This is a genomic window from Escherichia sp. HH41S, assembly GCF_009820115.1.
Classification (GTDB): domain Bacteria; phylum Pseudomonadota; class Gammaproteobacteria; order Enterobacterales; family Enterobacteriaceae; genus Escherichia; species Escherichia coli_F.
In genome coordinates, this window is record NZ_VNXE01000022.1 from 1 (window position 1) to 21569 (window position 21569).

23 protein-coding genes and 1 pseudogene are annotated in these 21569 nt (G+C 54.0%); 11 read left to right on the forward strand and 13 right to left on the reverse strand.

The window, feature by feature from the left end:
* Nucleotides 1–342 (forward strand): annotated as a pseudogene (locus tag FQZ95_RS26085) (ISAs1 family transposase); the annotation flags it as partial.
* Between the two features lie 51 nt (nt 343–393).
* Here FQZ95_RS26085 and yafV read toward each other — a convergent pair.
* On the reverse strand, nt 394–1164 hold the full coding sequence (gene yafV / locus FQZ95_RS06130; RefSeq protein WP_088376516.1) for a 2-oxoglutaramate amidase: 771 nt from the start codon (nt 1162–1164) through the stop codon (nt 394–396).
* 180 nt (nt 1165–1344) lie between these two features.
* Here yafV and ivy point away from each other — a divergent pair, with 180 nt between their 5' ends.
* Nucleotides 1345–1791 (forward strand): Ivy family C-type lysozyme inhibitor, encoded by a 447-nt coding sequence (gene ivy / locus FQZ95_RS06135; RefSeq protein ID WP_001308392.1) that lies wholly within the window; start codon nt 1345–1347, stop codon nt 1789–1791.
* Between the two features lie 42 nt (nt 1792–1833).
* Here ivy and fadE read toward each other — a convergent pair whose 3' ends face one another.
* Nucleotides 1834–4278 (reverse strand): acyl-CoA dehydrogenase FadE, encoded by a 2445-nt coding sequence (gene fadE, locus FQZ95_RS06140; RefSeq protein WP_000973081.1) that lies wholly within the window; start codon nt 4276–4278, stop codon nt 1834–1836.
* A 239-nt stretch (nt 4279–4517) separates the two neighbouring features.
* Between fadE and lpcA the strand changes: the two genes are divergently transcribed.
* Nucleotides 4518–5096 carry a D-sedoheptulose 7-phosphate isomerase gene (gene lpcA / locus FQZ95_RS06145; RefSeq protein ID WP_115799692.1) on the forward strand — a complete coding sequence of 193 codons (579 nt, stop codon included), beginning with the start codon at nt 4518–4520 and terminating at the stop codon, nt 5094–5096.
* 205 nt (nt 5097–5301) lie between these two features.
* Nucleotides 5302–6069 (forward strand): class II glutamine amidotransferase, encoded by a 768-nt coding sequence (locus FQZ95_RS06150; protein ID WP_000333380.1) that lies wholly within the window; start codon nt 5302–5304, stop codon nt 6067–6069.
* On the opposite strand, the gene dpaA is transcribed toward FQZ95_RS06150, so the two are convergent.
* From dpaA to dinJ, 3 genes are all read right to left on the reverse strand, one after another.
* Nucleotides 6040–6780, reverse strand: a complete 741-nt coding sequence (dpaA, locus tag FQZ95_RS06155; protein ID WP_001225681.1) for a peptidoglycan meso-diaminopimelic acid protein amidase — start codon at nt 6778–6780, stop codon at nt 6040–6042. The two genes, FQZ95_RS06150 and dpaA, sit on opposite strands and share 30 nt — an antisense overlap.
* Before the next feature lie 155 nt (nt 6781–6935).
* Nucleotides 6936–7214, reverse strand: a complete 279-nt coding sequence (yafQ, locus tag FQZ95_RS06160) for a type II toxin-antitoxin system mRNA interferase toxin YafQ (RefSeq protein WP_000615979.1) — start codon at nt 7212–7214, stop codon at nt 6936–6938.
* Between the two features lie 2 nt (nt 7215–7216).
* Nucleotides 7217–7477, reverse strand: a complete 261-nt coding sequence (dinJ, locus tag FQZ95_RS06165) for a type II toxin-antitoxin system antitoxin DinJ (RefSeq protein ID WP_032183287.1) — start codon at nt 7475–7477, stop codon at nt 7217–7219.
* 209 nt (nt 7478–7686) lie between these two features.
* Here dinJ and FQZ95_RS06170 point away from each other — a divergent pair, with 209 nt between their 5' ends.
* The gene (locus FQZ95_RS06170; RefSeq protein ID WP_337190590.1) at nt 7687–8436 is read left to right on the forward strand and encodes a C40 family peptidase; all 750 of its coding nucleotides are present in this window, start codon (nt 7687–7689) and stop codon (nt 8434–8436) included.
* Nucleotides 8437–8492: 56 nt separating this feature from the next.
* On the opposite strand, the gene FQZ95_RS06175 is transcribed toward FQZ95_RS06170, so the two are convergent.
* From FQZ95_RS06175 to FQZ95_RS06210, 8 genes are all read right to left on the reverse strand, one after another.
* Complete coding sequence (locus FQZ95_RS06175; RefSeq protein ID WP_105278667.1) at nt 8493–8849, reverse strand: type II toxin-antitoxin system HicB family antitoxin; 357 nt, start codon at nt 8847–8849, stop codon at nt 8493–8495.
* A 78-nt stretch (nt 8850–8927) separates the two neighbouring features.
* Nucleotides 8928–11021: a flagellar biosynthesis protein FlhA gene (gene flhA, locus FQZ95_RS06180; RefSeq protein ID WP_160529999.1), complete on the reverse strand. Its 2094-nt coding sequence runs from the start codon at nt 11019–11021 to the stop codon at nt 8928–8930.
* Nucleotides 11005–12144, reverse strand: coding sequence for a flagellar type III secretion system protein FlhB (gene flhB / locus FQZ95_RS06185; protein ID WP_160530000.1), 1140 nt, complete (start codon nt 12142–12144; stop codon nt 11005–11007). Before flhB ends, flhA begins: the two co-directional genes overlap by 17 nt.
* Nucleotides 12134–12916 carry a flagellar biosynthetic protein FliR gene (gene fliR / locus FQZ95_RS06190; protein ID WP_038355525.1) on the reverse strand — a complete coding sequence of 261 codons (783 nt, stop codon included), beginning with the start codon at nt 12914–12916 and terminating at the stop codon, nt 12134–12136. Before fliR ends, flhB begins: the two co-directional genes overlap by 11 nt.
* Nucleotide 12917: 1 nt before the next feature.
* A complete protein-coding gene (locus FQZ95_RS06195; RefSeq protein ID WP_000958541.1) occupies nt 12918–13190 on the reverse strand; it encodes a flagellar biosynthetic protein FliQ in 273 nt (90 codons plus the stop codon).
* 2 nt (nt 13191–13192) lie between these two features.
* Nucleotides 13193–13945 carry a flagellar type III secretion system pore protein FliP gene (gene fliP, locus FQZ95_RS06200; RefSeq protein ID WP_160530001.1) on the reverse strand — a complete coding sequence of 251 codons (753 nt, stop codon included), beginning with the start codon at nt 13943–13945 and terminating at the stop codon, nt 13193–13195.
* On the reverse strand, nt 13942–14313 hold the full coding sequence (locus FQZ95_RS06205; RefSeq protein ID WP_088542408.1) for a FliM/FliN family flagellar motor switch protein: 372 nt from the start codon (nt 14311–14313) through the stop codon (nt 13942–13944). The genes fliP and FQZ95_RS06205 overlap by 4 nt, the downstream gene beginning before the upstream one ends.
* Nucleotides 14306–15157 carry a FliM/FliN family flagellar motor switch protein gene (locus FQZ95_RS06210; protein ID WP_088542407.1) on the reverse strand — a complete coding sequence of 284 codons (852 nt, stop codon included), beginning with the start codon at nt 15155–15157 and terminating at the stop codon, nt 14306–14308. Before FQZ95_RS06210 ends, FQZ95_RS06205 begins: the two co-directional genes overlap by 8 nt.
* 386 nt (nt 15158–15543) lie before the next feature.
* Here FQZ95_RS06210 and FQZ95_RS06215 point away from each other — a divergent pair, with 386 nt between their 5' ends.
* Genes FQZ95_RS06215 through fliI form a run of 6 tightly spaced genes read left to right on the forward strand, consistent with a single transcriptional unit; the run spans nt 15544 to nt 21569 of the window.
* Nucleotides 15544–16530 carry a sigma-54 interaction domain-containing protein gene (locus FQZ95_RS06215; protein WP_160530002.1) on the forward strand — a complete coding sequence of 329 codons (987 nt, stop codon included), beginning with the start codon at nt 15544–15546 and terminating at the stop codon, nt 16528–16530.
* Nucleotides 16531–16544: 14 nt separating this feature from the next.
* On the forward strand, nt 16545–16886 hold the full coding sequence (locus FQZ95_RS06220; RefSeq protein WP_104920472.1) for a flagellar hook-basal body complex protein FliE: 342 nt from the start codon (nt 16545–16547) through the stop codon (nt 16884–16886).
* Nucleotides 16887–16890: 4 nt separating this feature from the next.
* Complete coding sequence (gene fliF, locus FQZ95_RS06225; RefSeq protein ID WP_160530003.1) at nt 16891–18537, forward strand: flagellar basal-body MS-ring/collar protein FliF; 1647 nt, start codon at nt 16891–16893, stop codon at nt 18535–18537.
* A complete protein-coding gene (locus tag FQZ95_RS06230; protein ID WP_001293120.1) occupies nt 18515–19525 on the forward strand; it encodes a flagellar motor switch protein FliG in 1011 nt (336 codons plus the stop codon). The genes fliF and FQZ95_RS06230 overlap by 23 nt, the downstream gene beginning before the upstream one ends.
* 3 nt (nt 19526–19528) lie before the next feature.
* Nucleotides 19529–20239: a flagellar assembly protein FliH gene (fliH, locus tag FQZ95_RS06235; RefSeq protein WP_088542403.1), complete on the forward strand. Its 711-nt coding sequence runs from the start codon at nt 19529–19531 to the stop codon at nt 20237–20239.
* Nucleotides 20232–21569 carry a flagellar protein export ATPase FliI gene (gene fliI / locus FQZ95_RS06240; RefSeq protein WP_088542402.1) on the forward strand — a complete coding sequence of 446 codons (1338 nt, stop codon included), beginning with the start codon at nt 20232–20234 and terminating at the stop codon, nt 21567–21569. The genes fliH and fliI overlap by 8 nt, the downstream gene beginning before the upstream one ends.

Genomic DNA, 21569 nt, shown 5'->3' on the forward strand with positions numbered 1-21569 from the left:
ATTATCCCCGATTACAGACAAGCCTGGAAAGTGGAACATAAATTATCGGATATTCTACTGTTGACTATTTGTGCCGTTATTTCTGGAGCAGAAGGTTGGGAAGATATAGAGGATTTCGGGGAAACTCATCTCGATTTTTTGAAGCAATAGGGTGATTTTGAAAATGGTATTCCTGTTCACGATACTATTGCCAGAGTTGTATCATGTATCAGTCCTGCAAAATTTCACGAATGCTTTATTAACTGGATGCGAGATTGCCATTCATCAAATGATAAATACGTCATCGCAATTGATGGAAAAGCGCTTCCACACTCCTATGATAAAAGTGGTCGCAGGAGAGCGGGCTTTCGTAGTCTTACCCCGACTCTCCCCGGTCCTAAACACAACACCCACTCACCACAACCTAAACTCATCCGCATCCCGCCATGCCGGAAACTTTTCTCTATATTCCCTTAACACCGCCATCGACAGCTCCGCATCAATGCGCGTTGCCTGATGCGCGTCGGCAGTGGCAATAATCTCGCCCTGTGGATTAATCACCCGGCTGTCGCCGCGATAATGGCAGCCATTGCCATCGCTGCCGACGCGATTGCATCCCGCCACATACGCCTGATTCTCAATCGCGCGGGCTGTCAGCAATGCCTGCCAGTGCAGAGAGCGCGGTGCAGGCCAGTTGGCAACGTAGATGGCGAGGTCATAATCGTTGAGATTGCGCGACCACACCGGAAAACGTAAGTCGTAGCACACCAGCGGCAAAATACGCCAGCCGCGCCATTCCACAATCACTCGTGCATTGCCCGCTTTATAATGCAGATGCTCATCTGCCATGCGGAACAGATGACGCTTATCATAAAAATGTACCGTGCCGCCCGGCTCAACCAGCAAAAAGCGGTTAACCGAACCAGACTCCGTTTGTAATGCAACACTGCCTGCAATCAGCGCATTGCATTGCTGCGCTTTAGCTGTCATCCAGTTCACTACGTCATCTTGTGCTAGCGACGAAGCTGCCGCTTCCATGGCAAAGCCGCTGGTAAACATCTCCGGTAGAACGATCACATCGCGTCCGGTAATACCTTCCAGTTGACGATCAAAATGGCGCAGGTTGGCAGGACCATCCATCCACACCAGTGGTTGCTGCAAAAGCGTAATCTTCAAACCAGGCACGGTGTACAACTCCTTTATGCGAAGGGTTTTATAACTTTAACACCTTATCAGGCAGTTGCCTTAGCGCAGAATAAATTGATAACAAATGCTGATATTGGAAATATCTGATTTGCAAATTATCGTGTTATCGCCAGGCTTTAGGAGGTTAATAACATGGGCAGGATAAGCTCGGGAGGAATGATGTTTAAGGCAATAACGACAGTCGCCGCACTGGTCATCGCCACCAGTGCAATGGCGCAGGATGATTTAACCATTAGCAGCCTGGCAAAGGGCGAAACCACCAAAGCTGCATTTAATCAGATGGTACAAGGGCATAAGCTGCCAGCCTGGGTGATGAAAGGCGGTACTTATACCCCCGCACAAACCGTGACATTGGGGGATGAGACGTATCAGGTGATGAGCGCGTGCAAACCGCATGACTGTGGCTCGCAACGTATCGCTGTGATGTGGTCCGAGAAATCTAATCAGATGACGGGGCTGTTCTCGACCATTGATGAGAAAACGTCGCAAGAGAAACTCACCTGGCTGAATGTGAACGATGCGCTTTCGATTGATGGTAAAACGGTGCTGTTCGCGGCGTTGACCGGCAGCCTGGAAAACCATCCGGATGGCTTTAATTTTAAATAATTAGCGGATAAAGAAACGGAGCCTTTCGGCTCCGTTATTCAATTACGCGGCTTCAACTTTCCGCACTTTCTCCGGCAACTTTACCGGCTTCGTCGCCAGCTCTTCCGGATCAAAGTCATCAACGTTAATACTGCGCAGACGGCTTTCTTCCGCTTTCACCAGAATAGCAGCTTCATCTTTATCAATCAGCCCCTTCGCCAGTGCGTTGTGCGCCAGTTCATCCAGACGGGTAAATGGCAGGTTTTTACCCAGCTCTTTACAGATCCTCTGATGAATTGGGTCGGCGGCAATCACATCCACCAGTGCCTCTTCCAGTAAACCAACCGGGTTATGCTCGCTCGGCGTCAGGTACTGACCGCGACCAATGCGTGAACGGGTGGCATTCGGCACTTGTAAAATCTTCGCCACTTTATGATCCAGCTTGTCAGACGGTGCCAGATAATGACGTCCGGTCGGGAAGATCACCACATTCAGCAGCCCGGCAACCACGCGGTTCGGGAAGTTTTGCAGTAAATCATCCATCGCCTGTTCAGCCTGATACAGTGCATCCTGTACGCCCCAGTGCACCAGCGGCAGGTCGGCTTCATTACGGCCTTCGTCGTCATAACGCTTCAGAACGGCAGAGGCGAGGTAAAGCTGGCTTAAAATATCACCCAGACGTGCCGAGATGCGTTCGCGACGTTTCAGGCTGCCGCCCAACACCGCCATCGACACATCAGAAAGCAGGGCGAGGTTGGCACTCAGGCGGTTCAGGTGCTGATAATAACGTTTAGTGGCATCGCCGGTTGGTGTGCTGCTGGTTAAACCGCGCGTCAGGCCCAGCCAGAAGCTGCGAACTTTGTTACTGCCGACGTGGCCGATATGTTTGAACAGCAGTTTATCGAACGCGTTAACGTCATTGTTCTTCGCCGCTTCCATCTCTTCCAGCACGTACGGATGGCAACGAATCGCTCCCTGACCGAAGATCATCATGCTGCGGGTCAGAATGTTGGCCCCTTCAACGGTGATGGCAATCGGTGCGCCCTGGTAAGCTCGTGCCAGGAAGTTGCTTTGCCCGAGCATAATGCCTTTGCCACCAGTGATATCCATCGCATCAATAATCGACTGCTGCCCGCGGTGAGTACAGTGATACTTAACGATAGCCGACAGCACGGCAGGTTTTTCGCCGAGCATAATGCCGTAGGTAATCAGCGAGGCCGCAGCATCCATCACGTAGGCATTACCGGCAATACGCGCCAGCGGCTCTTCAATCCCTTCCATCTTACCGATAGAGATTTTGAACTGACGGCGAATGTGCGCATACGCGCCCGTTGCCAGTGCTACCGATTTCACGCCGCCGGTTGAGTTGGAAGGTAGGGTGATGCCGCGGCCCACGGAGAGACACTCCACCAGCATCCGCCAGCCTTGCCCGGCCATTTTTGGTCCGCCGATAATGTAGTCGATCGGTACGAAGACATCTTTGCCGCGCGTCGGTCCGTTCTGGAACGGTACGTTCAGCGGGAAGTGGCGACGACCAATTTCCACGCCCGGCGTGGTGGTCGGGATCAGCGCACAGGTAATACCTAAATCTTCTGCACCGCCCAGCAGTTTTTCCGGGTCGGAGAGTTTAAACGCCAGCCCAAGCACGGTCGCAATTGGCGCGAGCGTAATGTAGCGTTTGTTCCAGGTCAGTCGCATCCCCAGCACCTGCTGGCCCTGCCACTCGCCCATGCAGACAATCCCGGTATCCGGAATCGCGCCCGCATCGGAACCCGCTTCCGGGCTGGTCAATGCAAAGCAGGGGATCTCCTGACCACGCGCCAGACGCGGCAGATAGTGATCTTTCTGCTCATCAGTGCCGTAATGTTGCAGCAGCTCGCCCGGGCCTAATGAGTTCGGCACGCCGACGGTAATCGCCAGGATCCCGCTCACGCCGGAGAGTTTTTGCAGCACACGAGATTGGGCATAAGCCGAGAACTCCAGCCCGCCGTACTCTTTTTTGATGATCATCGCGAAGAAGCGATGCTCTTTAAGGTACGCCCACAGCTCCGGCGGCAGATCCGCCAGCTCATGAGTAATCTGGAAATCATTCGCCATCCGGCAGGCTTCTTCTACCGGGCCGTCGAGAAACGCTTGCTCTTCAGCCGTCAGGCGCGGCTGCGGATAGTTATGCAGCTTTTTCCAGTCCGGCTTGCCCTGGAACAAGTCGCCTTCCCACCAGGTAGTGCCTGCATCAATCGCTTCTTTTTCAGTGCGTGACATCGGTGGCATCACCTTACGGAATCCACGAAATACCGGCGCAGAAATCATCGACTTACGCATAGGCGCAAAGTTAAACGGTACGAGGATAATGGCCAGAGGCACCAGTACCCACGCAGACCACAGACCAGCGACGCCGAGGGCGGCTGTCCAGGCGAGCAAAATCAGACTGCTGATAAATAAGCTCACGCGGTGATAGAACAACGCGCCGAGCAGGACAACCGTAGCGAGAATACTCAAAATCATCATAACGAAAAGCCCCTTACTTGTAGGAGGTCTGACCACTTGTGATGATATGGTTGTAGTGGATGTAAAAACATTTAGCAATGTGTTTACAATATAATTACAACAAAGCTCACATTGTTGCTGTTTTTATCCGCACTTCAGGTCAAAAAGTCCTGGTCATCGCACCTGCCCGTACTTCTCGCTTTTGGCGGTATCCGGTACACTGCATTTTGTCTATTACATTTATGCTGAAGGATATCCTCATGTACCAGGATCTTATTCGTAACGAACTGAACGAAGCGGCGGAAACGCTGGCTAACTTTTTAAAAGATGACGCCAATATTCACGCCATTCAGCGCGCGGCGGTCCTGTTAGCAGACAGCTTTAAAGCCGGTGGCAAAGTGCTTTCCTGCGGCAACGGCGGCTCCCATTGCGACGCTATGCACTTTGCCGAAGAGTTGACCGGTCGCTACCGTGAAAACCGTCCGGGCTATCCGGCGATTGCCATTTCTGACGTTAGTCATATTTCCTGCGTCGGTAACGATTTTGGTTTCAACGATATTTTCTCCCGCTACGTTGAAGCGGTAGGTCGCGAAGGCGATGTACTGCTGGGGATCTCCACCTCCGGTAACTCTGCAAACGTGATCAAAGCGATCTCGGCGGCGCGTGAGAAGGGGATGAAAGTGATCACCCTGACGGGTAAAGACGGCGGCAAAATGGCTGGCACAGCGGATATCGAAATTCGCGTTCCGCACTTTGGTTATGCCGACCGCATTCAGGAGATCCACATTAAAGTGATCCATATCCTGATCCAGTTAATTGAAAAAGAGATGGTTAAGTAAGTCTGGCGTAGGCTGGATAAGGCGTTTACGCCGCATCCGGCACTTGTGCGCTGATGCCTGATGCGACGCTGACGCGTCTTATCATGCCTACAAATCTGTACCCGAACCGTAGGCCGAATAATGCATTCACGCCGCATCCGACCTGAAAATTCTTAAATCAATCTTCGCCGGGGGCCATGCGCTCCCGCTGTTGTGGAGGTTACCCATGTGCGAATTGCTCGGGATGAGCGCTAACGTCCCTACCGATATCTGCTTTAGTTTCACCGGTCTGGTGCAGCGTGGTGGTGGAACCGGGCCACATAAAGATGGCTGGGGCATTACCTTTTACGAAGGTAAAGGCTGTCGCACATTTAAAGATCCACAACCCAGCTTTAATTCCCCCATCGCCAAACTTGTCCAGGACTACCCGATAAAATCCTGTTCGGTGGTGGCTCATATTCGCCAGGCCAATCGGGGCGAGGTGGCGCTGGAAAATACTCACCCGTTTACCCGCGAGTTATGGGGACGCAACTGGACTTATGCCCATAACGGGCAACTGACGGGGTACAAGTCACTGGAAACCGGCAACTTCCGTCCGGTAGGTGAAACCGACAGCGAAAAAGCCTTTTGCTGGCTGCTGCATAAATTAACACAGCGTTACCCGCGCACACCAGGCAACATGGCGGCAGTGTTTAAATATATCGCCTCACTGGCGGATGAACTGCGGCAGAAGGGCGTTTTCAACATGCTACTTTCGGACGGACGCTATGTAATGGCGTATTGCTCGACCAATCTGCACTGGATCACCCGCCGCGCGCCGTTTGGCGTGGCAACGTTGCTGGATCAGGATGTGGAAATCGACTTCAGCTCGCAGACCACACCGAATGATGTGGTCACGGTGATTGCGACACAGCCGCTGACGGGCAATGAAACCTGGCAAAAGATTATGCCAGGCGAATGGCGCTTATTTTGCCTCGGGGAGCGTGTAGTTTGATGCCAGCTGTGGCTGCACCACTTCATGGCTCAACGGTTTGCTGACGACGTAACGGCCATTGACCACAGAAACGGTCGGTGGCTTACGGGTCTGTTCAAAGTAGTCGTAGCCCGGCTTCAGTTGCTCCCAGAAGTCCTTAAAGTTGGAGTATTTATGGCGCTGCATGTTGGCGTCGGTCATGCGGAAAGGATAAATACTTACCTGCACACTCGGCTGACCAAACACCAGCGCGCCAGTAACGAACTGGAAGATCTCATCAATACCTTGATTGGTCATCGCGTAGCAGCCGATGGAAACACAATCGCCGTGGATCATCAGGTATTTCCCTTCATAACCATGCGCACGGTCATAGGCATTGGGGAAACCAATATTAATCGCTTTGTAGTAACGGCTGTCTGGTTTTAACTGATTACGCTGGACGCTATAAAACCCTTCCGGGCTTTTGAAATCGCCCTGACGCTGTTTTGGCCCTAAACCGCCGGAATATTTACAGATTTTATAACTATCGAGCAGTTGATATTGCTCGCCCATTTTGACGTAGAGATCGAGCGTACGTTCTTCCTTGAAGATCTGGATGTAGACAGGGGAGCCCATCAACTGCTGCTTATACTCTTTGCTCACTGGCGTGGTCGAGCTACTGCTGCCCAGCAAACCGGCAAACGAAACGCACGGGATCAACAACATCGCAAGAATTAATGCGATTTTACGCATACTGCTTATTCCTTGATAAAACGGTTACACACGCCAGGACGGCAAAATGGATCCCAAATCGGAATAGTCTGGATTTGGAAGGCTCACATTATCACCAAAAGAGTTTTACGCAAGCCTGTCGGCGCAGGGTTTACAAATTTCATCGGAAGCGGGCTTTACCCAAATAGCGCCGCGTGAGTTCCAGTTCTCTCAAATCGTAAAAGTTTATCGGTAAGTTTGTAAATCAGGATCCAGTCCGGTTCAACATGAGCATCGCGATAACCTTTCCATGAACCTTGCAGCGGGTGGTCTTTATAAACAGCTGGAAGTGGTAAAGTATTATTGATAAGAAGCGTCATAAGATATTTCAATTTATTCATATCCTTATGACGCTTTTGTGCAAGTTTTACATCCTTTGAAAATTGTCCCGAGTATTCAATATCCCTTTGAATCATATTTAAATTCCTAATTGATCAAATAAATCATCGGCGTCTTTGGCCTTATGAACATCAACGCCAGCTTCGCTGTTTTTAATTGATTGAATGGTTAATTGATTAGGCTCGCGTAAATCAAACGGCAATGCCTTTTCACGCGCGACTTTTGTGAGGGTTATGCGAACCAGGTCAGAGATGGTCAGCCCCATCCCGGCCAGTACGTCCGCCGCCTGATTCTTCAGATCTTCATCGATTCGGGCGCGAACAAACGCGTTAGCAGCCATTGGGGTATCTCCTGTGCTGTATATTTATTCAGCTTGAATTGTAGCTCAAATGAGCAACAACGACAATCCATGAGTAATTTAATAAACGGATGTTTTTACATAATTAACTGAAATATATTTATTAATTTTATAATAATGGTTTATTAAGTTTGTTCAGGTACGGGCCGGGATACACTGCAACATCAATGCATGACCAGCCATTATTGAGAATGTCTTTGCCGTCGATTCCCTCTTTTGTGTTGTCGGGATTATTGTTGCTTTGCTTGCCGTTTTCTTCATTTGCCAGCGCCACCGCATCACATATCTCTTTCAGCTACGCCGCCCGCCAGCGGATGCAAAACCGTACGCGATTGCTAAAGCGATACCACGCGCATCTGAAAAAACAGGCCAGCTACATTGTGGAAGGCGATGCACAAAGCAGAAGGGCGCTGCGCCAGCACAACCGGGAGCAGATAAAACAGCATCCTGAGTGGTTCCCTGCACCGTTGAAGTTGAGCGATAAACATTGGCAGGCGCTGGCGGAAAACAACCATTTCTTAAGCAGCGACCATCTGCATAACATCACCGAAGTAGCGATTCACCGTCTGGAGCAGCAGCTTGGTAAGCCTTACGTCTGGGGTGGTACGCGGCCTGATAAAGGCTTCGACTGCAGCGGGTTAGTTTTTTATGCCTACAACAAGATCCTTGAGGCGAAGCTCCCGCGCACAGCCAATGAGATGTATCACTACCATCGGGCAACGATTGTGGCGAACAACGACCTGCGCCGGGGAGATTTGCTGTTTTTCCATATCCACAGCCGCGAGATAGCCGATCATATGGGCGTGTATTTGGGCTATGGGCAATTTATCGAGTCGCCACGTACCGGCGAAACCATTCGGATAAGCCGATTAACCGAACCTTTCTGGCAGGACCATTTTTTGGGCGCGCGACGGATTTTGACGGAAGAGACGATTTTGTAAATGGAGATTACTGACGATCAGGCAAAAAATCGGATGCCATATGGCATCCGACCTGTTTACATCTGGGATGAAAACTCACGTTCTAACACATCAACAATAAGCTGATTTTTTGAAATGGAATGTTGTCTGGCGACAATGGTCAGCCGTGAATCGATGTGATGAGGAACACGAAGCGTCAGGCGTTTTTGCTCTTCTTCTTCACGAAAAGGGGCAATGCCGTCCTCTTCACAATCCGCCATCCACTCATCCAGCGCACTTTCACCTTCCCGGTACAATGCCTCAATGCTTGTGGCCACAAAGTCACAATAACCATTTACATTGAGGAATTTGCCGCGAAATGCGTTGATATCGGCTTCAAATGTCACTGCGGCTGGTTGACCTTTAATGGTGATAATGTTCGATGCTTGAGATATTAATGAACGCGTTTTCATCATCTTATCAATCCCTGACGTCATAAATTGATGTCATCGTATTGCGTTTCTTAAAAGGCATCAACTCAACGCCCCCATAATCTTCAACTCCAGCTCATCCGGCACTTCGTTATACGACAGCACATGCAGCCCCGGCGCAAACAACCTTGCGTAGCGCGCCAGCAAAGGGCGCAGCTGCGGCGGCACCAGCAGCACCGGGTCTTTACCTGCGGCTTTCATCTGCTCCTTCACCTGCGGCATCGTGCTCTGGAACTGGTTGAGCATATTCGGGTCCACCGGCACGCTATCGAGCATCACTTTGCCACCCTGTTGCGCCTGATTCACCACGTTGGTCAGCAGGTTTTCCAGCTCATTATTCAGCGTATACACCGTCAGCTCCTGCTTGCGAACGAACGGATGGGTAATGCTGCGCCGCAGTGCCAGGCGCACATCGGCCGCCAGCAGAATATGATCTTTGGTGACGGTGCTACTGGCGACCAGCACGGTGGCGATGGTGACGATATCGCGCAGGGAAACGCCTTCGGTCAGCAGCGCCCGGTACACTTTCAGCAACTGGCTGTAATTCAGCGCCGCACTCAAATCCTCTGCCAGGCGCGGTGCCATCGACGACAAACGGTTATGCAGCTGAGTAATATCGTCATAGTTAAACAAATCAGGAATATAGCTGCGCACAATCTTATTCACATGTGTGGCAATTACGCTGGCACTGTCGATCACCTGATACCCCATATTCAGCGCCTTCGCCTTCTGCGCGGGCTGAATCCAGGTCACCGGCATCCCGTACGCCGGGTCGTTCCCCAGCACGCCGTCAATCTCGCCGTAGGTTTCGCTGGAGGGCAGGGCCATCAGTTTATCCGCCGGAATATCCGCTTCATCAGCCTTAATGCCGTTGATGAAAATGGCGTACTGACTGGGCTTGAGGCGGAAGTTTTCGCGAATGCGGATCTCCGGCAGCAGCACGCCGTTGCCGTCGGAAATCACCTGCCGCACGCCGCGAATCCGCTGGGTGAGCGGGTTACCCTGCGCTTTGTCCACCAGCGCCACCAGCTTGTAACCGAGGCTTAAACTGATGGGCTCGATCAGCGGAATGGTTTCCCAACTGACCTGTTGCTCGCTGGTTTCAGTGATTGTGCGGGTCAGCGTTTCGAGGCTTTTCTCTTCCGCCTCCGCCGCCTGCGGTTGTTTGCTCATCCTCCAGCCGGTATAGCCAAGCAGGGCGCTGAACATCAGGAACGGGAAGTGCGGCATTCCTGGCACCACTGCCAGCACGAACATAATCCCGGTGGCGGTGTAGAGCACCGACGGGTTTGCCAGCAGCTGGTGGCGCACATCATGGGCGATATCGCCGTTGTCGCTGACGCGGGTGACGATAATCGCCGCCGCGGTGGAAAGCAGCAGGGAAGGGATCTGCGCCACCAGGCCGTCACCGATGGTCATCAGCACATACTGCTGGAAGGCGGCATCGGCGCTCAGATTGTATTTGAAGATCCCGATACAGACGCCGCCGATCAGGTTGATCGCCAGAATCATCATCCCGGCGATGGCATCCCCGCGCACAAATTTTGATGCCCCGTCCATCGCGCCGTAGAAATCGGCCTCGCTGGCAACATCTTTACGCCGGGTCTGCGCCTGCGCCTGATTGATCAATCCGGCGTTAAGATCGGCGTCAATCGCCATCTGCTTGCCGGGCATCGCGTCCAGGGTAAAGCGGGCAGAAACCTCGGAGATACGCTCGGCCCCTTTGGTGACGACAATAAAGTTGATGATCATCAGGATGATAAACACCACGAAACCGACGACAAAGTTGCCGCCAATCACCACCTGACCAAACGACTCAATCACCTTACCCGCCGCGCCCGCGCCGAGATGCCCGTGCAGCAGAACCACGCGCGTGGAGGCAACGTTGAGCGTCAGGCGCATTAAGGTGGTGATCAGCAAAATGGTCGGGAACAGGCTGAATTCCAGCGGTCGTTTTGCCGACACCGCCACCAGCAGTACCATCACCGCCAGCACAATGTTGAAGGTGAACAGAATATCCAGCAGCGCAGGCGGCAGCGGCAAAATAACCATCGCCAGAATACACAGGATCACCAGCGGCACGCCGAGATTGCCGCCGCGCAGCAGCGCGAGGAACGATTTAGTTGTTTTCGCCATCCAGTTTAAGCACCTCTTTGGGAATGGAAATATGTCTGTTCAGGGCCGGGCGCGGCTGTGCGCCCTCGCGCCAGTGTTTCATTTGCAGGACGTAGGTCAGAACGTGGGCGATGGCCCGGTAAAGCTGAAACGGAATTTGCTGATTCACCTGGGTGGTGTAGTAAACCGAGCGCGCCAGCCGCGGGAACTCGACCACTTCCACCTGATTCTCCGTGGCGACCTGGCGAATATAGAGGGCGATTTCATCGGTGCCTTTCGCCACTACAAACGGCGCAGCGGCGCGCGACTGGTCATACTTCAACGCCACGGCGTAGTGGGTCGGGTTGGTGATCACCACGTTGGCTTTCGGCACCACTTTGCGAATTTGCCCCATCGCCAGCTGCCGTTGCAGCCGCCGCACACGCGCTTTCACTTCCGGCTTGCCCTCCTGATTTTTGTACTCTTCTTTCAGCTCCTGCTTAGTCATCTTCAGCCCTTTGGTAAACAGGGCTTTCGCCAGCGGCACGTCGATAAGCGCGAAGAAAATAAACAGGATGACAAAGTTGCGCATCACGCTGGCGTAGAGCGACAAACCCTCATTCATCGCCAGTTTGAACGGCAGCGCTTGCAGGCCGAGGAAGGCGGCAAAGTTATTGCGCAGGCTAATCCACAGCATCACCAGCACCACCACCGACTTCGCCGTCATCTTGCCTGTTTCCGCCAGATGTTCACTGGAAAACAGCCGACCAATGCCTTTTAACGGGCTGATTTTGCTGAAATCCGGGAGGATTTTTTTCGGCAAGAACAGCCAGCCGCCAGGCACCAGTGAGGAGAGCAGTGCGGCGGCGGGCATCGGCAGCAACGTGAGAATAAACTTGCCGAGAATTAACAGGTGATGGCGCAGAAACTGGCCGATCACCTCTGGGTTATTAATCTCCTGCGCGTATTGATGCACGCTGACAAAACTCTCGCGTACAAAATCGGCATACCACGGGAAGCTGCTGGAGATCACCACAAACGCCGCAAACAGGCTCGCCGCCAGCCCCATATCCTTCGAGCGCGGCAGTTGCCCCTCTTCACGCGCTTTACGCAGCTTTTGCGCCGAGGGTTTCTCTGTTTTTTCTTCGCTGCTGCTATCCGCCATAGTGACCTTTCAGCGCGTCGAGTTGTTGTAAGACAAAATTCGCCAGATGCAGATAGTGATCCGGCAGGTTGTAGAGCAGGGTGGCAAAACAGACCAGCCCTGCCAGCATGTTGATGGGAAAGCCAAGTGAAAAGAGATTCAGCGGCGGCGCAATGCGGTTGAGCAAGCCAAAGCAGCCCTGCACAATCAGCATGATAAAAGTGGTCGGCAGCGCCAGCAGCGATGCCGACGCCAGCACCCAGCTAAAGGCCAGCGCGATGGTGCGCAGGGTTTGCGGATGCAGCGCGTTGCCAATCGGCCAGTAGGTGAAGCCCTTATACAACACGCTCACCAGCAACAGATGCCCGTCCATGGCAAAAAACAGCAGGATCGCGTAGACGTTAATTAACTCCGCCAGCACGGTGGTCGATGCGCCGCTGCTCGGGTCGTTCATCACCGCCATGCTCATCCCCATATTGAACGAGAGAATTTGCCCGGCCAGCTGTAGTGCGAGAAACAGAAACTGAAACATCAGCCCGAATAACATGCCCCATAAGATTTGCTCCACCGTCAGGATTAGGCTGTTGAGCGATAGCAAATCATGGGGAATGGGATGGGGGATCAACGGCGTGATGATGATTGCCAGCGCCAGCGACAAAATAATCCGCACGCGCATGGTCAGGGCGCTGTTATCCAGCACCGGCACATAGCGCAGAAACGCCATAATGCGCACGAAGGGAAACCACAGCCCCAGCGCCAGATCCGTCAGTTGCGTAACGTCGCTTGTGCGCATCTTAATGCACCAGCAACGCGGCCTGGCTAAACAGGTGAATGCACAGGTCATGCAACTGGATAATCATCCATTTGCCGCACACCCCTAGCACCACCAGCGTGACAATCAGCCTCGGTAAAAAGCTCAGTGTCTGTTCGTTAATCTGCGTCACTGCCTGGAACACGCTCACCAGCAGACCAACGAGCAGGCTTGGCACCACCAGTACCGAAACCAGTAAAATCACCACTTTTATGCCGCTGGCGACAATGTCGGCGGCTACGTCAACGGTCAACATAATCAGCCCAGCCCCAGCCCGCGAATGCTGGTGGTAAGCGTGCCGATGGTCAACGACCAGCCGTCGATCAGCACAAACAGCATCAGCTTAAAGGGCAGCGAAACGATCAGCGGCGACAGCATCATCATCCCCATCGCCATCAATACGCTGGCGACAATCAGGTCGATAACCAGAAACGGGATGTAAATCATAAAGCCAATCTGGAAAGCGGTTTTCAGCTCGCTCAGCACATAGGCGGGCACCACGATGGAGAGATCCTGGTCGGCGGCATTGCCCTTTGCGCCGCCGATGGTCATGATTTGCGCCATCGCTTTTTTGTCGGTCTGCGCCAGCATAAAGCGTTTCAGCGGCGTCGCGGCGGTGCTTAACGCATCGGTCAGGGTAATCTGATCGTTTTCGAACGGCACCACCGCGTGGTCGTAAATATTCAGCCAGACAGGGCGCATCACCAGCAGGGTGAGGGAGAGCGCAATGCCAATCAGAATGCGGTTTGGCGGCGTTTGTTGCAGCCCCAGCGCCTGGCGCAGTAGTGAAAGCACGATAATAAAGCGCGTAAAGCAGGTCATCATCAGCACCATCGTCGGCAACAAACCGACGAGGGTCATCAGAATCAGAACCTGGATTTTGACGCTGTATTCCTGAGTGTTGCCATGAGTGACCACGTTAAGCAGCGCAATATCACCGCCCTGGGCGATTGCCAGCGGCGCGAGCGCCAGCAGCGCCAGGCCCAGCGTCAGTTGAGTGCGGCGTTTCATGGTGCCAGATCGTTGATATCGCGGGTGTTAAATTCCAGCACGCGCAGGCCGTACTTCTCGTTGACCACCACCACTTCCGCTTTCCCCAGCAGGATATTGTTCACTTTAATATCCAGCGGCTCCCCGGCGAGCTTATCCAGTTCAATCACCGTGTCGTCGTCGATGTTCAGCAGGTCGGCTAACATGATTTCCACCGACGACACTTCCAGCGTTAAGGTCACCGGAATGCGTTTCAGCAGCGTCATCGAGTCGGAAAAGCGGTCTTCCAGGCGAGTGACCAGCGTGTCGGCGTCGGCGGATTTCGTGACAGGCGCAACGTCATCGGTGAGGCCAAAATCCCCGGCTAAAATATCTTCTTGCTTACTCATGGCTATTCTCATTTTTGCCCGCCAGCTCCGACAAAAACAGTTTGTCTTTGTCTTCCACTATCAGGGCGCTAAATAATTCAGATTGCCCAATCGCCACCGGGAATGATTCTCCCAGCGAGATGGGTAAAATATCCCCGGCTTTTATCTGCGCCAGATCGGCGACATTTAGCGACAGCTCGGCGATTTTGACGTTCAGGGTCAACGGCAGAGAGCGGATGATCTCTTTAATCAGTGCCGGCTTGTTGACGGATTTCGCCACCTGCTGCGGTTTACTGTGCTCACTGTGGCGGATCAGATTTAAAATAAAATCGGTGTGGGCATCGTCGAGCAAAATACGAAAACGGCTCTCTTCATCGCCCGCAAGGGTAAAGGTTAATTGATACGCCCAGTGGGTAATCACCGTGCTGCTGTCCAGCTTTAATTTCAGCGCAATACCGGAGGTTTGCAGATTAAATATCAGCGTGCAGATATCCAGCGCCAGGCGATTCTTTAACCGCGTTTCAGTTTTGGTCGGTAGGCCGTTATGCGCTTTCGCTTCTTCAAGAGACGACTCCAGACCATAAAAATTACCCAGTAGCATTAACAATAAGGAGCGATCAATATCAAACGCCAGATGCCCGACCTGGGAAACCATCAGTTCGGCGTTTTTATTGATAATATCCATTTCGCAGCCAATCTTTTTTAAGGTGATATTGCTGCGATGCTTTTTGAGAAAGTAGCTGCCAAGATGCGAATCAATCACGTCAAAATTCCCCGTAAACAGGGTCGGCAGGCGATGGTAGGGGCGTCCGAGCCGATTACCTTCTAATTTAAAGATGCCTGGCGTTTTACTGTACTTCAGCATGGCTTACTTTCTCTGCTGTAATGGTATGGGCGTTTTTGTGCACGCAATTCCGGCAGTGACACAAGGTGAGGTATTAAATAGACGGGGCGTGAAGCAGGCAAATTATTAATAGGGTGAAAAAATAATTAAATTATTAAAGGATGATATATCAGGCATCGTCATAAAACATTGCACGCCCTGTAGGCCTGATAAGACGCGCAGCGTCGCATCAGGCACCGGTGCACAATTGCCGGATGCGGCGTAAACGCCTTATCCGGCCTACATGGATAACTCATTGTTTAACAACAAATAATATTTTTATTATCGTTTAATTCGAACTTGTTAATCCCGCCGGTGATACGCTTCAGAACATCCTGTTTTCTGTCGCTACTTATATCGTTCACCCTATGTCTGAACTTATTGCAACTGCCGCTTCCAGCATTAACGCTTTTACTCTGGCAAAGCGTGTCGCCGCCTTTAACGTGCCGGTCCTGATTCAGGGCGAAACCGGCGCGGGGAAAGAGTGCGTGGCGAAATATATTCACACCGTAGCCTTTGGTGAAAATGATAACGCGCCCTATATCGGCGTGAACTGCGCGGCGATCCCGGAAAATATGCTGGAATCGACGTTATTTGGCTACGACAAAGGTGCATTTACCGGCGCAATTGCCAGCGTGCCAGGAAAAATGGAACTGGCAAATAACGGCTCCTTATTGCTCGATGAAATTGGTGAAATGCCGCTGGCGCTACAGGCCAAAATATTACGCGTGTTGCAGGAACAACAGGTTGAGCGATTAGGCAGCAACCGACAAATCAAACTCAATTTTCGCCTGATTGCCTGCACCAATAAAAATCTGGAGCAGGAAGTTGCCGCCGGACGTTTTCGTGAAGATCTCTATTATCGTCTGGCGGTTATTCCTATTACCATGCCGCCACTACGTGAACGCCTGAACGATATTATTCCGCTGGCAGAGTCATTTATTAAAAAATACTCCACGGTGCTGGTGAAAAATATCACCCTGTCCGAATCCACCCGCCGCGCGCTGCTTAATTACCGCTGGCCTGGAAACGTGCGCCAACTGGAGAACGCCATTCAGCGAGGAATGATCTTAAACCGCGACGGCGTAATTTTCCCGGACGCATTAGGCCTGCCGGAAACGGACGTTGCCGACCGCAGCGAACTGCAATGGCCTGTTCAGCCCGCCGTCCACATTGCCGAAACCAGCGATTTGGGCCAGCACGGACGAAGCGCGCAGTATCAATATATCGCCGACCTGATGCGTAAATATCAGGGCAACCGCAGCAAAATCGCCGACCTGTTAGGCATTACCCCGCGCGCCCTGCGCTATCGACTGGCCTCCATGCGCAAGCACGGTATCGAAGTTTTCTCCTGACCCGGAAGTTAAAAATGAGCATTACCACAATCAACAGCACCATGCAGGCGCAAATTTTGCAGGACGTGCAGCGGATGCAGGCCAACGCCCAGGCGCCGGTGCTACCCGCCATGACCTTCAGTTCCACCGACCCGGACGTGTCGTTTAACCGCATTATGTCCGGCGCGCTCGGTCACGTTGACCAGTTCCAGCAGGTGGCGGAGCAGCAGCAAACGGCTGTCGATACGGGCAAAAGTGATGACCTTGCCGGGGCGATGATCGCCAGCCAGCAGGCGTCGCTCTCTTTCTCCGCGCTGGTGCAGGTGCGCAACAAAATCGCCACCGGATTTAACGATCTGATGAGTATGTCGATCTAACCCTATGAATGCACAAATAAAGAAGTTAACCCAGGCCTTTCCGGCGTTTCGACTGCGGCTCGCAGATAACAAACGCTGGGCGTTGATGGCGGGTGTGGGGCTTGCCGTTGCGGCGACGGCGATTATCGTCAGCGTGCTGTGGACGGGGAATCGCGGCTACGTCTCGCTCTACGGACGCCAGGAAAATCTGCCCGTGTCGCAGATTGTCACCGTGCTGGACGGCGAAAAGCTCACCTACCGCATCGACCCGCAAAGCGGGCAGATACTGGTGCCGGAAGACGAACTGTCGAAAACGCGCATGACTCTTGCCGCGAAAGGCGTGCAGGCGATATTGCCCAGCGGCTACGAGCTGATGGACAAAGACGAAATGCTCGGCAGCAGTCAGTTCGTGCAGAACGTGCGCTATAAACGCAGTCTCGAAGGGGAGTTGGCGCAGAGCATCATGTCGCTGGACGCGGTGGAAAGCGCGCGGGTGCATCTGGCGCTCAACGAAGAAAGCTCGTTTGTGGTCAGCGATGAGCCGCAAAACAGTGCCTCGGTGGTGGTGCGCTTGCATTACGGCGCGAAGCTGAATATGGACCAGGTGAACGCCATTGTGCATCTGGTGTCCGGCAGTATTCCGGGGCTGCAAGCCAGTAAAGTCAGCGTGGTCGATCAGGCGGGAAATCTGCTGACCGACGGCATTGGCGCCGGCGAGGCGGTTTCTGCCGCGACCCGTAAACGCGATCAGATCCTCAAAGATATTCAGGACAAAACCCGTGCAAGCGTGGCGAACGTGTTGGATTCGCTGGTTGGCAGCGGGAATTACCGCGTCAGTGTGATGCCGGATCTCGACCTCAGCACCATCGACGAAACCCAGGAACACTACGGTGACGCGCCGAAAATCAACCGCGAAGAGAGCGTGCTGGACAGCGACACCAATAAGGTGGCGATGGGCGTGCCCGGTTCGCTCAGTAACCGTCCGCCGATTGCAGCGAATCAGATGACCAACGGTACGGAAGAAAATCGCTCGCCGGAAGCGCTTTCCAAACACAGCGAAAGCAAGCGCGACTACTCTTACGACCGCAGCGTCCAGCATATTCAGCATCCCGGCTTTGCGGTGAAACGCCTCAACGTGGCGGTGGTGCTCAATCAAAACGCCCCGGCGCTGAAAAACTGGAAGCCGGAGCAGACCACACAGCTTACCGCGCTGCTGAACAATGCCGCCGGGATCGACGCCCAGCGTGGTGACAATCTCACCTTATCACTGCTCAACTTTGTGCCGCAGGCGGTGCCTGTCGAACCGGTTATTCCACTGTGGAAAGATGACAGCGTGCTGGCGTGGGTGCGGCTGATTGGCTGCGGCCTGCTGGCGCTGTTGCTGCTGTTCTTTGTGGTGCGCCCGCTGATGAAACGACTGACGGCGGTACGTGCGCCGGTTATCACACCAGAACCGGAAGCCATCAGCGAACCGTGGATCGCCGTGCCGGAAGAGGAGCGTAAAAATGTCGACCTGCCGTCGCTGCCTGGCGATGACAGCCTGCCGTCCCAGAGTTCTGGCCTCGAAGTGAAACTCGAGTTCCTGCAAAAACTGGCCATGAGCGACACCGATCGCGTTGCCGAAGTTCTCAGACAATGGATTACCAGCAATGAGCGAATTGACAATAAATAAGAGCAACAGCTACCTCGAACAGGCGGCGATCCTGCTACTGTGTCTGGGCGAAGAAGCAGCGGCAACGGTGATGCAAAAACTCAGCCGCGAAGAAGTGGTGCGCCTGAGCGAAAACATGGCGCGCCTTTCCGGCGTCAAAACCAGCATGGCGCGCAAAGTGATCAATAACTTCTTTGATGAGTTCCGCGAACAGAGCGGGATCAACGGTGCGTCGCGATCCATGTTGCAGGGGATTCTTAACAAGGCGTTGGGCACCGAGATCGCCAGCAGCGTGATCAATGGCATCTACGGCGATGAGATCCGCTCGCGGATGGCGCGCCTGCAATGGGTAGAACCGCGCCAGCTGGCGATGCTGATCTCCGAAGAACATCTGCAATTGCAGGCGGTGTTCCTCGCGTTTCTGACGCCGGAAATCTCGGCAGCGGTGCTCTCGTATCTCAACGAATCGGTGCAAAACGAAATTCTTTACCGGGTAGCGAAACTCAACGACGTCAACCGCGATGTGGTGGATGAACTGGATCGTCTGATCGAACGCGGCCTGTCGGTGCTTTCGGAGCACGGCTCGAAGGTGAAGGGCATCAAACAGGCGGCGGATATTGTCAACCGCTTCCAGGGCAACCAGCAGGTGATCCTCGACCAGATGCGCGAGCGCGACGAAGACGTGCTGGAGCAGTTGCAGGATGAGATGTACGACTTCTTTATTCTCAGCCGCCAGAACGAAGAGGTGCGCCGTCGCCTGCTCGACGAAGTGCCAATGGAAGACTGGGCGGTGGCGCTGAAAGGCACCGAAGCTTTGTTACGTCGCTCCATTTACGCGGTGATGCCAAAACGTCAGGTGCAGCAACTGGAAGCAATTACCGCGCGCCTGGGGCCGGTGCCGGTCAGCCGTATCGAACAGATCCGCCGCGAAATCATGGGTATCGCCCGTGAACTGGAAGAGGCGGGCGAAATTCAGCTACAGCTCTTTGCGGAACAGACGGCGGAGTAACCCATGACCATTGAAACACTGCGCGGGCGCTATCGCCTGCACCGTTTCCCGCCGCGTCAGCGTGCGGTGACCGGAGAACCGCTCACTGCCAGCATTAGCGCCGCCGATTACCAACGCCAGTTGATGGACGGTTTTCAGGAAGGACTGGAAAAAGGGTTTGCTCAGGGCATGACCGAGGGTCAGGAGCAGGGCTTTAGCGAAGGTCATCAGCAAGGTTTTGCCGAGGGGCGGCGTCAGGGCTACACCGAAGGGAGCCTCGCCGGGCAGCAGGAAGGGCGCAAGCAGTTTGTTGAGGCGGCGCAGCCGCTGGAGGCCATCAGCGGTAAAGTGAACGACTTCCTCGTCCATATCGAACGTAAACAGCGGGAAGATTTGCTGCAACTGGTGGAGAAAGTCACCCGCCAGGTGATTCGCTGCGAACTGGCGCTGCAACCGACGCAGTTACTGGCGCTGGTGGAAGAGGCGCTGGCGGCCTTCCCGGCGATGCCGGAAACCCTGCAAGTGATGTTGAGCACGGAAGAGTTTAACCGCCTGCGCGACGCGGTGCCGGAAAAGGTCAGCGAATGGGGGCTGACGCCTTCGCCGGATTTGTCGCCGGGGGAATGCCGGGTGATCACCGATAAATCAGAACTGGATATCGGCTGCGAGCATCGCCTTGAACAATGCATGACCGCACTGCAAGAGACGCTGACGCCGGAGTCGCAGGGTGAGTGATTTTTCTGCTTTCGATAACGCCCTGCGCTCGCTGGAGTCGATCCCGCTGGCTCGCGTTGCCGGACGGTTGGTGCGCCTGAACGGCATTCTGCTGGAGAGCGTCGGCTGCCCATTAATGACCGGGCAGCTGTGCCGCATCGAAAGCGCTAACCACACGCTAATTGACGCGCAGGCCGTGGGCTTTAATCGCGACATCACCTATTTAATGCCATTCAAACAGCCAGTTGGCCTGATGGCGGGGGCGCGTGTCTTCCCGGAAGAAAAAGCCCACGATATTTTGATTGGCGAAAGCTGGTTAGGCCGCGTGGTGAATGGCCTCGGCGAACCGCTGGATGGCAAAGGTCGCCTGAACGGCAACGATCTTCTGCCGCCGTTGCCGCCCTCGGTCAATCCCTTAACCCGCCGTTCGGTGGACGAACCCTTAGATGTGGGTGTAAAAGCGATCAACGGTCTGCTGACCATCGGCAAAGGCCAGCGCGTCGGGCTAATGGCGGGCAGCGGCGTCGGGAAAAGCGTGCTGCTGGGGATGATCACCCGCCAGACCAAAGCCGACATCGTGGTGGTCGGGCTGATTGGCGAACGCGGGCGCGAAGTGAAAGAGTTTATCGACCATTCACTGGGCGCGGACGGGCTGGCGAAGTCTATCGTCGTCGTCGCGCCCGCCGATGAATCGCCGCTGATGCGCCTGAAAGCCACCGAACTGTGCCACTCCATCGCCGCCTGGTTTCGCGACCGCGGGCATCACGTTTTGCTGCTGGTGGATTCCCTGACCCGCTATGCGATGGCGCAGCGTGAAATTGCGCTCTCGCTTGGCGAACCGCCCGCTACCAAAGGCTATCCGCCGTCGGCATTCGGCATGATCCCCAAACTGGTCGAAAGCGCAGGCAACAGCGAAAGCGCGGGATCGATGACTGCCATCTACACCGTGCTGGCGGAAGGCGACGACCAGCAAGATCCCATCGTCGACTGCGCCCGCGCGGTGCTGGACGGGCATATCGTATTAACCCGCAAACTGGCGGAAGCGGGGCACTATCCGGCCATCGATATCGGCCAGTCGATCAGCCGCTGCATGAACCAGGTCACCCGCCCGGAACATCAGCAATCCGCTCGCGCGTTAAAGCAAAACTACGCCGCCTATATGGAGATCAAACCGCTGATCCCACTCGGTGGCTACGTGGCAGGCGCGGATGCCAGCGTCGACAAAGCGGTGAAAATGTTCCCGGCCATCGAGCGATTTTTACGCCAGGAGATGCGCGAACCCGCCTCCCTCGAACTGGTACAAAGCCGCCTGCAAATCCTCTTTCCTGGTGCCAAAAAGGCAGGACAGTAA